12 protein-coding genes are annotated in these 13,107 nt (G+C 54.7%); 2 read left to right on the forward strand and 10 right to left on the reverse strand.

The window, feature by feature from the left end; genetic code table 11:
• Positions 1-7: 7 nt before the first annotated feature.
• From KXU80_RS12955 to KXU80_RS12975, 5 genes are all read right to left on the reverse strand, one after another.
• Positions 8-970: an aldolase catalytic domain-containing protein gene (locus KXU80_RS12955; RefSeq protein WP_219838614.1), complete on the reverse strand. Its 963-nt coding sequence runs from the start codon at positions 968-970 to the stop codon at positions 8-10.
• Between the two features lie 117 nt (positions 971-1,087).
• The gene (gene fumC / locus KXU80_RS12960) at positions 1,088-2,467 is read right to left on the reverse strand and encodes a class II fumarate hydratase (RefSeq protein WP_219838615.1); all 1,380 of its coding nucleotides are present in this window, start codon (positions 2,465-2,467) and stop codon (positions 1,088-1,090) included.
• A 136-nt stretch (positions 2,468-2,603) separates the two neighbouring features.
• Positions 2,604-3,005, reverse strand: coding sequence for an acyl-CoA thioesterase (locus KXU80_RS12965; protein WP_219838616.1), 402 nt, complete (start codon positions 3,003-3,005; stop codon positions 2,604-2,606).
• Between the two features lie 21 nt (positions 3,006-3,026).
• Complete coding sequence (locus tag KXU80_RS12970; protein ID WP_219838617.1) at positions 3,027-3,515, reverse strand: hypothetical protein; 489 nt, start codon at positions 3,513-3,515, stop codon at positions 3,027-3,029.
• 340 nt (positions 3,516-3,855) lie between these two features.
• Complete coding sequence (locus tag KXU80_RS12975; RefSeq protein ID WP_219838618.1) at positions 3,856-4,593, reverse strand: Bax inhibitor-1/YccA family protein; 738 nt, start codon at positions 4,591-4,593, stop codon at positions 3,856-3,858.
• A gap of 220 nt (positions 4,594-4,813) precedes the next feature.
• On the opposite strand from KXU80_RS12975, the gene KXU80_RS12980 reads away from it, so the two are divergent.
• On the forward strand, positions 4,814-5,887 hold the full coding sequence (locus tag KXU80_RS12980; RefSeq protein ID WP_219839017.1) for a M42 family metallopeptidase: 1,074 nt from the start codon (positions 4,814-4,816) through the stop codon (positions 5,885-5,887).
• A gap of 103 nt (positions 5,888-5,990) precedes the next feature.
• Entirely contained in the window at positions 5,991-6,554 is a 564-nt protein-coding gene (locus KXU80_RS12985; protein WP_219838619.1) for a hypothetical protein, read from the forward strand.
• Here the strand turns inward: KXU80_RS12985 and gntK are convergent.
• From gntK to KXU80_RS13010, 5 genes are all read right to left on the reverse strand, one after another.
• On the reverse strand, positions 6,551-8,134 hold the full coding sequence (gene gntK / locus KXU80_RS12990; RefSeq protein ID WP_258171378.1) for a gluconokinase: 1,584 nt from the start codon (positions 8,132-8,134) through the stop codon (positions 6,551-6,553). The two genes, KXU80_RS12985 and gntK, sit on opposite strands and share 4 nt — an antisense overlap.
• A complete protein-coding gene (locus KXU80_RS12995; RefSeq protein ID WP_219839019.1) occupies positions 8,122-8,829 on the reverse strand; it encodes a DNA alkylation repair protein in 708 nt (235 codons plus the stop codon). The genes gntK and KXU80_RS12995 overlap by 13 nt, the downstream gene beginning before the upstream one ends.
• Positions 8,830-9,127: 298 nt before the next feature.
• Positions 9,128-10,816 carry a type 2 periplasmic-binding domain-containing protein gene (locus KXU80_RS13000; RefSeq protein ID WP_258171453.1) on the reverse strand — a complete coding sequence of 563 codons (1,689 nt, stop codon included), beginning with the start codon at positions 10,814-10,816 and terminating at the stop codon, positions 9,128-9,130.
• A 115-nt stretch (positions 10,817-10,931) separates the two neighbouring features.
• Positions 10,932-11,831, reverse strand: coding sequence for a carbohydrate ABC transporter permease (locus KXU80_RS13005; protein ID WP_219838622.1), 900 nt, complete (start codon positions 11,829-11,831; stop codon positions 10,932-10,934).
• A gap of 13 nt (positions 11,832-11,844) precedes the next feature.
• The gene (locus KXU80_RS13010) at positions 11,845-12,819 is read right to left on the reverse strand and encodes an ABC transporter permease (RefSeq protein WP_219838623.1); all 975 of its coding nucleotides are present in this window, start codon (positions 12,817-12,819) and stop codon (positions 11,845-11,847) included.
• Positions 12,820-13,107: the final 288 nt, after the last annotated feature.

Genomic DNA, 13,107 nt, shown 5'->3' on the forward strand with positions numbered 1-13,107 from the left:
ACCTCGATTATTTGCTGTGCAGCACTTCAGGCGTCGTCAGCTTGTCGTAGAAATCGACTGCTTTATCCTTGTCTGCGGATTCGCGAAGCGCCATGGCGGAACGCGGATGTTCGTCCAGCATGCCCGTGATCATGTAAGGAATGATATAGCCCCATTCTTCCTTCTCGCGAAGCGGAATCATGTACTTCTCAATCATGTCGAGGACAGGACGGACATTGTACTTCGTGTTCTTTAGATGCGCAACAAGCAGCTCCGTCGGGCAGTTGCCGGCGGCGCGGCCCATGCCGTATACGGAAGCGTCCAGCAGCTCGACGCCTTTCTCGGCGGAGATCAGCGTGTTCGCGAATGCCAGCTGCATGTTGTTGTGCGTATGCACGCCAAGACGCTTGCTAGGCAGGTATTTCTGGAATTTTCCGACCAGATAGTCGAAGTCCTTCGGATCCAAGCTGCCGTAGGAGTCTACGACGTACACAACATCGACAACGCTTGCTTCAATCAGCTCGAATGCTTCCAGCAGCTGATTCTCCATGACGCTGGAGAGCGCCATGATGTTCAGCGTCGTCTCATAGCCTTTGTCGTGGAACACTTGAACGAGTTCAAGCGCTTTTTCGACATCTTGTATGTAGCAGGCAACGCGGATCAGATCCAGCACGCTTTCTTCACGAGGCAAAATATCGTTCTCGTCTACGCGGCCGATGTCAACAAGCGCGGACAGCTTCGTATGCAGCTTATGCGGAATGACCTTGCGAAGGAAATCGTCGTCCAGAAAGCGCCATGGACCGGCGGATTCTGCGCCTTTGAGCAGCTTAGGGGAGTTCTTGTATCCGATTTCCATGTAATCAACGCCGGCTTCGTTCAAGGTCGAATACAGATGCTGAACAAATTCAACGCTGAAATCCCAGTTATTGACGAGACCGCCGTCGCGGATCGTACAGTCGACAATTTTGCTATTCGCGTGCTTTGCATTCATGTGCGTCAATCTCCTTTAGCCTTACTGTCTTTTCTACCCATAATACTTGATATCTGCCATGAACGCAAAATAAAAATTTGCCGCTTTAAAGCGAATCCGCGTCAACCCGTTATATCGTCAAATCATCGCTTCCGCGCGCACGACTTCATCGAATTTCTCTGCTGTGATCAGTCCGCTTCGTACCGCCGCCTCGCGCAGCGTCAGCCCTTCCTTATGCGCCGTCTTCGCGATGGAAGCCGCATTCTCGTAACCGATATGCGGATTAAGCGCCGTCACGAGCATCAGCGACTCGTTCAAATACTTCTGAATCACTTCCCGATTCGGTTCGATCCCGACCGCGCAGTGCTCATCGAACGAGCGGATCGCATCGCTGAGCAGCCTTGCCGACTGCAGGAAATTGTGGATAATGACCGGCTTGAACACGTTCAGTTCGAAGTTGCCCTGGCTTGCCGCGAAGCCAATCGCGGCATCGTTGCCCATGACCTGGCAGACGACCATTGTCATCGCCTCGCACTGCGTGGGATTGACCTTGCCTGGCATGATGGAGCTGCCGGGCTCATTCTCCGGAATCCGGATCTCGCCGATCCCGCAGCGCGGGCCGCTCGCCAGCCAGCGTACGTCGTTCGCGATCTTCATGAGATCCGCGGCCAGCGCTTTGAACGCACCGTGGACGAATACCAGCTCGTCATGGCTTGTCAGCGCCTGAAATTTATTCGGCGCGCTCACGAAGGACTTGCCCGTCAATCCGCTGATTTCGGCTGCCACCTTCTCGCTGAAGCCCGCAGGCGCATTGAGCCCCGTGCCGACGGCTGTACCGCCGATTGCGAGCTCTCGCAGCTCTTCTCGGGCTGCGCCGATATTGCGCTCGCCTTTCTCCAGCATACGCACCCAGCCGCTGATCTCCTGCCCCAGCGTAAGCGGTGTCGCGTCCTGCAGATGCGTGCGGCCGATCTTGATGATATCGGCAAACGCATCGCTCTTGGCCGTCAGCGTTGCTTTCAGCTGCGCAATGGCCGGAAGCACGTTGTCCTCCACGGCGATAAGCGCCGCGACGTGCATGGCGGTCGGAAACGTATCGTTCGAGCTTTGCGAACGGTTGACGTCGTCGTTCGGATGCACCTTCACTTCGACTCCGCCCTGCACCTCGATCAGCTGTCCTGCTCGGCGCGCGATGACCTCGTTGACGTTCATGTTCGACTGCGTGCCGCTCCCTGTCTGCCAGACGGCAAGCGGAAACTCTCCGTCCCATTGGCCTGCGATAATTTCATCGGCTGCCGCCGCAATGGCACGGGATTTGTCCTCATCCAGCTTTCCAAGCCCGCCGTTGACCGCCGCGGCCGCTTTCTTCAGATAAGCGAAAGCCTGGATGAGCTCGCGCGGCATTTTCTCCGTTCCGATTCTGAAATTGTGCAAGCTCCGCTCGGTCTGCGCGCCCCACAGCCGGTTCGCCTCCACTTGAATTTCGCCCATAGAATCCTTCTCGATCCGATAGTCCACTTGTTTCAGCCCCTTTCTTCCTTCCATTTCTGCCGCTGTTTATAGGTATATAATCAAGCAAAGAGGCGATGCATAAAACATCATGCGCCGCCTCTTTAAATGATTGCCTATTTTGCAGGATGCGATACGGATGAGCCTAAATCGACGCCGGAAAAAGCTGACGAAGCTCATCCGGCAGCAGCCTGCTCTTACGCGACCCCGCATCCATCGTTACGCTCGTAACCCGGGCATCCGCGCACAGCTCGCCATGCTGATTGACAATGGCCTGCTTCAACACGAAGCTGGTCCGACCGGCGCTCTCCGCTTCCGTCGTTACGTTCAGCAGATCGCCCTGCCTGCATTCCTTACGATAATTGATGTTAATATTGACCGTTACGGTCTGAATGCCCATGCCAAGGAACGCACCGTAGGGAAGGCCGGACTGCTCGTACCATTCTTCTCTGCTCCATTCCAGGTATTCCAAATACTTGGCGTTGTTGACATGCCCGTTCACATCGATCTCGGTGGACCGCACCGTAATTTCAAGTCCCACAATCATACGTGGCTGCTCCTTCGTGACTTATTGCTCGGCATCCATTCGAATCCCAGCTCCGCTCTTCATCCGCATGGCGGCAGGCAAATCGCTCATCTTCCGTTCCACGATGAAGACCATGCCGAGCGCAGCCAGCAAACCAATCAGCGAGATGCAGATCGACATCGGCACTGTCCAAGGATTAGCCGCGTGCGTAATGAACGGGATCAGCGACACCCCGAGAATCGGCGGCGCATTCCATTTGGTCGTTCTGATCATCCACATCGTAATAAGCATGCAAATAAATAAAGAGATCATACCGGGGTAAATCATATAACCGATCGTGCCAATGCTCGAAGAGATAACGGCGCCGAGGGCAATTCCGCCAATCTGCTTGAAGGACAGGGAACGGGAAATGAAGATAAATCCGAATGCGCCAAGCGCCGGATAAAACAGCATGTGCATGCTGGGCACGTGGGTCGACAGCCAATAAATAAACATGATGTATAAGCTTAGGCCGATCGTTCTGACGTTCATCTTTAGGGTACGCAACCTTTCCGAAATTACGCATTTAAACCTGACATGAAAAAAGCAACTTTTACGAGCGTAATCCACTTTCGGACAAACGTCAATGACTGTTTTGCGAAGCGCTGGGAAGAACAGGATCGATCATGGACGGCAGGGCATTGAGGCGGCTGGCCGCGCGTTGCAACCATTCCCCACCGATCCCTTGCACGCGCCAAAAATGCGAAAAACCGTCCATCGGGCGACATTGACGGGCCCGCGGGCAGCCTTGGCTTACAGTCGTTTTGTTCAGCTACGCACAAAAAAAAACATCGTCCCGGATTGAAAGGAACGATGCTTGAGCGATTTCTAGTTAGCGGCTTCGCAGCTTGGACAGCAGCCGGAGAATTTCAACATACAGCCATACGAGCGTCACGACGAGCCCGAACGCACCGTACCACTCCATATACTTCGGCGCTCCCTTATTCGCGCCTTCTTCGATAAAATCGAAATCGAGCACGAGATTAAGCGCTGCGACGATGACGATAACGACCGATATGCCGATGCCGATCAAGCTGCTGTCATGCAAGTACGGAACGGTTATGCCGAACATGCGAAGGACGATGCTGACCAGATATACGAGGGCAATACCGGCCGTTGCCGCGAATACGCCTAACTTAAAATTCTCGGTCGCTTTAATGATGCGCGTTTTGTACGCGACCAGCAGCGCGAAGAATACGCACATCGTAATCAAAGCCGCCTGTAGGGTAATGCCGCCGTAAGCATGTTCGTAATTTGCGCTGAGCGCGCCGATAAAGGCGCCTTCGAGCGCAGCGTAAATCGGCACCAGATACGGCGCCGTGCGCGGCACGAAGCTGATAATGAGCGCAACGATCATCCCGCCGATCGCGCCGCCGATCGCATAAGGCATGACATTGCTGCCTTTGAAATACATGGACCACGTCGCGAATGCAGCGCCGAGCAGCACAGCGAGTATAATGAAGGTTTTGTTCACCGTGCCTTCAATGGTCATTCTGTCCGAACCGGAATAAGATCCATCCTGCTCGAAAGTTTTATCATTCAACGTGGGATTGCCGCTTCTCCCTATCATGTTTCGATCACCTCATCGTTATTTTTACCAATTATACCATAATGTTGTCCATCGCGAAGCGGTACTCGCTCTGCCCGCTTCGCGGCTTCATTTACCGGAATGCGGAAAGAGAGTAAAATAAAACATGGCTGCAGCAACACACATACTGCATGCAAGCCGTAAGACGGTAAGAACGGGCAAAGCCTGCCCAAACTACCATACAGATCGCGAGGAAACAAGGATGAACCAGGAAACGATGGAGCTGTTTCGAACATTGACGGAGTTTCAAGCCGCATCGGGCTTTGAACGGGAGCTGAGAAGCTACGTGCGCGGCGAGCTTGCCAAATATACGGATGAAATCGTACAGGACCGGCTGGGAAGTATTTTCGGCGTCATGCGCGGCGATGAGCAAGGACCGGTTATTATGGCTGCAGGCCACTTGGATGAAGTCGGCTTCCTCATCACAGGCATTACCGAGAACGGCATGCTTCGCTTCCAGACGCTAGGCGGCTGGTTCAGCCAAGTGCTGCCGGCGCAGCGCATTCAAGTCATGACAGAGAACGGTATGCTCGTCGGCATTATCGGGACGACGCCCGTCCATTTGCTGGACGAAGCGCAGCGCGGCAAACCGCTGGACGTCAAGGGCATGTACATTGACATCGGCGCGGACAGCAAGCAGCACGCGGAAGAGGTCGGCGTCCGTATCGGGCAGCAGGCGGTTCCTTATTGCCCGTTCACGCCGCTTGCCAATCCTAAGAAGATCATGGCCAAAGCATGGGATAACCGCTACGGCGTCGGCCTAGCCCTCGAGCTGCTCAAAGAGCTAAAGGGCAAGAAGCTGCCGAATGTGCTCTATTCCGGCGCAACCGTCCAAGAAGAGCTTGGGCTTCGCGGCGCACGGACGGCATCCCATATGATCAAGCCCGATCTATTCTTCGCCATGGATGCCAGCGCTGCTAACGATATGAACGGCGACAAGTCGGCCTTCGGTCAGCTCGGGCAGGGCGCGCTGCTGCGCATCTATGATCCAGGCATGCTGACTCACCGCGGCATGGTGGAATACGTGTTGGATACGGCGCAGACGCATCGCATTCCATATCAGTATTTCGTCTCACCGGGCGGCACGGATGCCGGCGCCGTGCATACACAGGGCAGCGGAATTCCGTCAGCGGTAATCGGCGTCTGCGCCAGGTACATCCATACCTCCGCTTCCGTCCTGCATACCGACGATTATGCGGCTGCGAAGGAACTGCTCGTCAAGCTCGTGGAGAGCTGCGACCGGTCGACGTTCCAGACCATCATCGACCGTTCCTGACGTATCGATCCTCCCACTATTTTCATCCCCGGCTCCCGAAACATTACGCCGTATCCTCTCGTCCATAATGTGAAAGCATATGAGATGGAAAGGATGTTTGGAGATGAACATGCATACAACTACAACAGGACGTTACCTAGCTCTCTCGAAACCATCACGGCTGTTCTCGGCCGTTCTTATAGCGGCCGCGCTGCTTCTTAGTGCAGGCTGCAGCAGTGCCTCAACTAACCAAGCAGCCGATCAATCGGCAGCCGACTTAAACACACCTGCGGGTTCGCTCGTTGTCGATCCTATCAAAACCGGCACGAATCCGTTCGAGACGGCGGGCATTCAAGATCCGCAAGCCATGCTTGATACCTTCGCGGCCGTCAAAACAGCTGTCGCGTCGGATAATAAGGCGGAGGTTGCCAGCCATATTCTGTACCCGCTTCGGGTAAATGGCGCTTCGGGGCATCAGCTTATTCAAACGCGCGGCGACTTCGTCGACCAATACGACGCCATTATGACGAAGCAGGTTAAAGCAGCCATTGCCGGACAGACAGCGGACCATCTATTCGTCAATTACCAAGGCGTCATGGTCGGCAACGGCGAACTGTGGTTCGGAGCCAGCGCGGACTCCCCGCAAGTGATCGGAATCATCGCCATCAATCACGATATCGCAGATTAACGGAACAAGCTGCGCTGGAAGGCCGCGATGCTCGCGTATTCCTCCTCCAGCTTGTCCGCCAGACGCATGTAAATCGGCAGCAGCTCCTGATACAGGGCTGCTGCTTTTTCGTTCGGACGGTGGCTGTGCGTCGAACCGACCATCTGCGATACAATCGCGAACGAATCCGCGCGGCCGATTGCAATCAGGCCGAGCACGACTGCGCCTAGACACGAGCTTTCGAAGCTCGCCGGGATGATGACCTCCTGATCGAAAATATCCGCCATCATCTGACGCCACAGCGCCGAACGGGCGAAGCCTCCGGTTGCATGTATTCGTGCCGGTCGGCCCGTTGTTTCCTCAAGTGCCTTCAGCACCGTATACAAATTGTAGTTGATACCTTCCAGCACGGCGCGCATCATATGTTCCTTGCCGTGATGCAGCGTCAGGCCGAAGAATGAACCGCGCGCATCGGCATTCCAGAGCGGCGCCCGCTCGCCTGTCAAATACGGATGGAAGATCAGTCCGTCCGATCCGGGACGGACCCGCTCCATAATTTGCGTCAGCATGTCATAGGCATCGATGCCAAGACGCTTAGCCGTCTCAATCTCCGAAGCGCCCAGCTGATCCTTCATCCAGCGGAAAATAACGCCGCCGTTGTTGACAGCCCCGCCGATAACCCATTTGTCCGCCGTCAGCGCATAGCAGAAGTAACGGCCCTTCGGATCCGTGACCGGCTTATCCACGACCGTGCGGATCGCGCCGCTCGTGCCGATCGTCACGGCAACGACGCCGGGCTCGATCGCATCGACGCCGAGGTTCGAGAGCACGCCGTCGCTCGCGCCCACGACAAACGGCGTATCAGGCAGCAGCCCCATGGCCGCCGCATAGTCCGGCTTCATACCGCGCATCACATGCGTCGTCGGCACAAGCTTCGACAGCCGCTCAGACGTGATACCTGCAATGTCGAGTGCTTCCGCATCCCAATCCAGCTGCGCCAAATTCAGCATACCTGTTGCCGAAGCGATGGAATGGTCGACGACGTATTCGCCGTACAGCTTGCCGAAGATGTACTCCTTGATGGAAATGAACTTCCAGGTCCGATTAAAGAGATCGGACCTATCGTGACGCAGCCACAGCAGCTTCGTAATTGGGGACATCGGGTGAATCGGTGTTCCGGTCCGCAAATAGAGCGTATGTCCGTTCATTTCGCGCTTGAGCCGATCCGACCAGGCAGCGCTTCGGTTATCCGCCCAGGTCAAACAATTCATGAGCGGCTGTCCATCCGCATCGATCGGAATGACGCTGTGCATGGCGGAGCTGAACGATGCAAGCAGCACCTGCTGCGGCTTAATGCCCGCCATCACGTTCTTCACCGTCGCAATTACCGCCGCCAAAATCTGATCGGGATCCTGCTCGGCCACTGATGGTGTCGGCGTCAAAAGCGGATACTCCACATGCGCCGAAGTGACGACCTCTCCGTTCTCGCGGAACAGCACCGATTTGGTGCTCGTCGTTCCGATGTCAATGCCGATCATATAGGTTTGCTGCTCGTTCTCCATTCTGACTGTACCTTCTTTCCCCGCTTCTAGCAGATGCATGTCTTGCGCTTCTTCCCGATTCTGTCCATCGCCGCCATCTTGGCGATATAATCCGTCGCCAGCGGTACTTTGCAGGCGGTATTTCCCATGTTCACCTGCACTTTACCGATACGTTGTGCAGCTTCTTTGGCCTCCTCATGAAGCACCTTTACGTACCCGGCAACCGAGATAATAAAACCGTTCATCGTGTATCGAACCCGGTTCCGTTCCTCGTGGATGCGGGTGCTCGCCTCGTGCAACAAGGCTCGGATCTCGCCGTAATCCAGCTCATCATCCGGTTTGATCGATACGAGGTTGGCATACGTGCTCCACCCGCACGTCGCCGTCATTTCGTCCGGAGAAGAGATCCATTCCATCGCCAGCTCTCGTCCAAAAGGACTTTCCGCTGCTAAACCAGCCACCGTGTATTCAGCAAGCATGTACCAATTCGCTCTACGCGCCCATTCACGCAGCTGCTCTTTCGTAATGCCGGACGGATTGACCGTCAACCCCGCCAAATACATAGCATCGCTGACGCCCGAATCATAGAGCGATAATGCCAGCGCCTGGTCCTTCTTCACCTGCTTCACCAGCTTCTTCAAATCGCCGACCTTCACACCGTAGAGGGGTTCAAGTGCACCATGATTGATGAACGTCTTCTTGGTCTGCTCCGAGCCCATGCTCGCGAGCTGCTGCATCACTTCTTCATAGGTCAAGCCCATTCACCGCTTTCATCCCATAGGTAAGCACAACCGGCACCTTAGGCAGGTTATTTTTATTTACTATAGCATGTTTGGACCGCAGCGCTCCAGCACCAGTACCCAATCGTGAAAGACCTGCTTCGTATGGGCGCGCATAGACATCAAGCTTTCTCCGGAACTCGATGCAGCCACTCCGAATTCGGCGCAAAGCGTTTGGCTGTCCAAGCTGCGGTCAGCATGCCGGAGTGTAATTAAAACGATCCCCACCTTCAAATGAAAGTGGGGATCATTCCGGTATTAAGCCTTACTCTCACTAGCCTTGTTTCTTCTTATCGTACGCCGTCTGATAGATTTCCAAGTAATGCTTCAGGTTCAAGCCGTCGAAGCCCTTCATATAACTATCCCACTCCGAATCCGTCAGCTTCTTGGAGCCCGTGACGAACTGCGCCATGTTGGAACGGATATATTCATTGATTTGCGTGCGCAGCATGATGGCTTCGTTCGCGTCGTTCTCATCCATGAAGATGGTGAGCGGGAACGTCTCTGCCGGCTGGCGATTCTCGTAGTTTTTAGCCGTTTCCAGATAGAGCCGATATTCATAGCCCTGTTGAGAGAACGGATCTGCCGGCGCCGTCCAGGACTCCCGGATCGCGCGGGTCCGTCTCGTGATGCCCATTTGATCCCAAGCGTCATTGAACGTCGTGCTGATATCCCAATATTTCGGCTTCAAGCTGTACTTGGCTTGATTGCCGTGCACATCCTTCTCGCCATCCTTCGCCTTCTCCCAATAGTTGCCTTCGAGGCCGTATTCGTTCATGATCGCATGTTCTTCGGAATACATGTAATCCGCCATTTTGATTGCCGCAATAGCCTGTTCTTCCGTGGCTTTGTTCGTAATGGCAAACTGGCCGTTGCCGTATGCCTTGTAATACCCCGCATACGCCACGCCGCCTGGACCCGTAAGCGGCGCCACCGTCACGTACTCCTTGTGGCGGTTCTGTCCTTCAGCCAAGCTGAAATACATGCCAATATGGCCGGCCGTCACGCTGCCGCTGACGTTGTCGCCTTCTTTGTTGCCGACCTGCGCCATTTGGTCGTTATTCTGCGTGAACGCTTCTTTATCGATCAGGCCCTCGCTGAAGAGCTTGTTGATGTACGTTAAGCCATCGCGCCATTCGGGCTGGTTCGCAGCCAACTGCACTTTGCCGTCTTTCATGAAGAAGAAATCTTCGTCATTATCGTAAATAAACGAGTTCATCAGGAAATTCGAAGGAATACCGTGCCACGTGTTGAACGCGCCGGACAGCGGGATTTCGTCCGCTTGGCCGTTGCCGTTCGGATCCTGCGTTTTGAACGCTTTTAATACTTGGTAATATTCCTCCGTCGTCGTCGGCATTTTTAACCCCAGCTTATCCAGCCATGTCTTGTCGATCCACATCTTCTGCGAATACCAGCAGTGGAAACAGTCGTTAATATGCGGAAGTGCATAGATATTGCCGTCCGGCGCTGTGATGGCCGCTTGCAAATCTTTATCCTCGGCGAACGCGCGCTTGATTTCGTTCCCGTATTTGTCGATGAGATCGTTCAGCGGCTGCAAGATGCCCTGCTTGCCATAGCTGATTTGCTCGGCCTGCGAGAAGTCGCCGGAGAGGAAGACGGACGGATAATCGCCGCTTGCCATGATCAGCTTCTTCTTGTCCGCGGCATTCGCGCTCGGCGTCGCGTCGAACTTGAATTTGATGTTGAGCTTGTTCTCGATGTATTTGGTCACCGCATTCGTGTTGATATCCTCGATGCGTGCCGATACGCTGACGAATGTGTCCAGCGTTACGGTCTTCCCGCTGTTTCCGGCGTCTCCTGCGCCGTTATTCACGCTGCCGTTTGTTCCCCCGCTGCCGTTCCCGCTACCGTTCCCGTTGCCGTTCCCGCCGTCATTGCTGCAGGCCGTTATCATCATGGCGATAATCAGAATCAAGCCGAGCACTTGCGAGCTTCTCTTCATCTTCAAGATAGACGCCTCCTTGGTAAGTTCATCGTATTTCGTTCTCTCCGCGCGCTTCTCGCGCATGCGCATTCGCCGTTGAACGGCGGCATCACCCCCAGGCGGGTCCAGCCCGTCATCCTTTCAGAGAGCCGATCATGATGCCCTGCACGAAATACTTCTGGACGAACGGATAGATCGCTAGCACCGGCAAAGTAGCCACGACGATCAGCGAGAACTTAAGCAGATCCCGCAAGCCCTGCATCGCCGCCATCTTGTTCGCGTCCACCATCATGCTCGAGTCGATCGAGTTGAGAATCAGAATGTTGCGCAAGATGATTTGCAAAGGGAACAGGTTCTGGGACTTCAGGAAAATCAGCGCTTCGAAATAGGCATTCCACTGGCTGACCGCATACATCAGCACGAGCACCGCCAGAATCGGCTTGGACAACGGCAGCACGACGCGCCACAGGAAGCCGAAGTCGCTGCAGCCGTCCAGTTCGGCCGCTTCGCCCAGTTCCTTCGGGATGCTCGACTGAAAGAAGGTTCTGGCGATAATCACCTGCCAGACCGCCATCGCGCCGGGCAGCAGCATCGCCCATCGCGTATCGAGCAGATGCAGGTTCTTCACCGTCAAGTAATACGGGATCAAGCCGCCGCTGAACATCATCGTCAGGACAAGAAAGCCCATGATGACATTGCGGCCGTAGAACGTCGTTCGCGAAAGCGGATAAGCCAGCATGATGGTCAGGCTCACGTTGATGAGCACGCCGAATGTCGTGTAGAAGAGCGAGTTGCCGTAGCCCGTCATGATCTGCGGGTTCGAAAAGATCGCCTTGTAGCCCGCGAGGCTGAAGTCCACCGGCAGCAGCCATACTTTGCCGCTAATGACCGCCTGGGGCGAACTGAAGGAAGAACTCAAGATATAAATGAGCGGGTAGAGAACGACCACCAGGATAATGGCCAGAAAAACGTACACCGCCGTCAGAAACAGTTTGTCGCCGTAAGATTCCCGTATCGCGTTCGAACGCGCCATCCGTGATCGCCCCTTACCATAAGCTGCTTTCGGAAATGCGTCTCGCTACGTAATTGACGCTCAGCAGCAGAATGAGATTGATGACCGAGTTGAACAAATCGACGGCGGACGAGAAGCTGAAGTTCGCGCCGAGCAGTCCGATCTTGTACACGTAGGTCGAAATGACTTCCGAGGTGCTCGTATTGAGCGGGTTTTGCATCAAATAAATTTTCTCGAAGCCAACGTTCATGATTTGCCCAACGTTCAGAATGAGCAGGATGATCGCCGCGGGCATGATGCCCGGCAAATCGATATGCCACACTTTGCGGATTCGCGAAGCGCCGTCCACCCTTGCCGCCTCGTAAAGATCGACATTGATTCCCGAGAGGGCCGCCAAGTAAATAACAGCGCCGTATCCGATGCCCTGCCAGACGTTCGACCAAACGAAGATGCTGCTAAAATATTTCGGAATCCCCATGAAGTTTTGGGACTCCATCCCAAACAGGCTTAGAAAATGGTCGACGAAACCAAGCCGCGGCGATAGGAACAGAATGATCATGGATACCATGACGATCGTGGAGATGAAATAAGGCGCGAACGTGACCATTTGTACGAGCCGCTTGAAGCGCATGCTGCGGACTTCGTTGAGCGCGAGGGCCAGCAGGATCGGCGCTGGAAAGCCGACAATGAGCGAATAGATGCTGATAATCAGCGTGTTCTTAATCAGCACCCAGAAGTTCGGCGAATTGAAGAACGTCGAGAAGTGCTTCATTCCCACCCAATCGCTGCCCATAATGCCCTTCACCGGACTGAAATCCCGAAAGGCGATCTGCGCCCCGTACATGGGGACATATTTGAAAATAACCAGATACGCAATCGGCAGCAGCACGAGCAGGTAGAGCTGCCAATGCCGTTTCACCCGTCTCCCGCGATCCTTTATCACGAGCGCCCTGCTGCCGATGGAGGACTCCGTTTTGTTTCTTTCGATAACTCCGGTCGTTCCCGTCATGATCTTGCATCACTTCCTCTCCAGACGATTTAGTTGTCCCTGATGCTTAATGCTTGAATGCTTGTGCCTGAATGCTTGGTTGATTGATTCAAACGATATAGGAGCGGGGACGGACGGGCAACATCCAGTAATCCACAAGTGGACGATTTTTCCGAATACGCGCCATTGCTGGCGTTCCGGCGCACTGCGCTCAATTTTCCGAATTCGCTCATCTTTCCGGCGGGCCTCTCCCGCTTCGGCGAACACGAAATAAGGGCCGCGCGCATGCAGATTTCCTGCTTGCGAACA

Source organism: Paenibacillus sp. R14(2021) (assembly GCF_019431355.1).
Taxonomy (GTDB): Bacteria; Bacillota; Bacilli; order Paenibacillales; family Paenibacillaceae; genus Paenibacillus_Z.

Bases quoted from the DNA above. Each gene is read 5' to 3' on its own strand.
- KXU80_RS12955 (WP_219838614.1), bottom strand. From the start codon at position 970: ATGAATGCAAAGCACGCGAATAGCAAAATTGTCGACTGTACGATCCGC.
- KXU80_RS12965 (WP_219838616.1), bottom strand. From the start codon at position 3,005: ATGATTGTGGGACTTGAAATTACGGTGCGGTCCACCGAGATCGATGTG.
- KXU80_RS12970 (WP_219838617.1), bottom strand. From the start codon at position 3,515: ATGAACGTCAGAACGATCGGCCTAAGCTTATACATCATGTTTATTTAT.
- KXU80_RS12975 (WP_219838618.1), bottom strand. From the start codon at position 4,593: ATGATAGGGAGAAGCGGCAATCCCACGTTGAATGATAAAACTTTCGAG.
- KXU80_RS12980 (WP_219839017.1), top strand. From the start codon at position 4,814: ATGAACCAGGAAACGATGGAGCTGTTTCGAACATTGACGGAGTTTCAA.
- KXU80_RS12985 (WP_219838619.1), top strand. From the start codon at position 5,991: ATGAACATGCATACAACTACAACAGGACGTTACCTAGCTCTCTCGAAA.
- gntK (WP_258171378.1), bottom strand. From the start codon at position 8,134: ATGCATCTGCTAGAAGCGGGGAAAGAAGGTACAGTCAGAATGGAGAAC.
- KXU80_RS13000 (WP_258171453.1), bottom strand. From the start codon at position 10,816: ATGAAGAGAAGCTCGCAAGTGCTCGGCTTGATTCTGATTATCGCCATG.
- KXU80_RS13005 (WP_219838622.1), bottom strand. From the start codon at position 11,831: ATGGCGCGTTCGAACGCGATACGGGAATCTTACGGCGACAAACTGTTT.
- KXU80_RS13010 (WP_219838623.1), bottom strand. From the start codon at position 12,819: ATGACGGGAACGACCGGAGTTATCGAAAGAAACAAAACGGAGTCCTCC.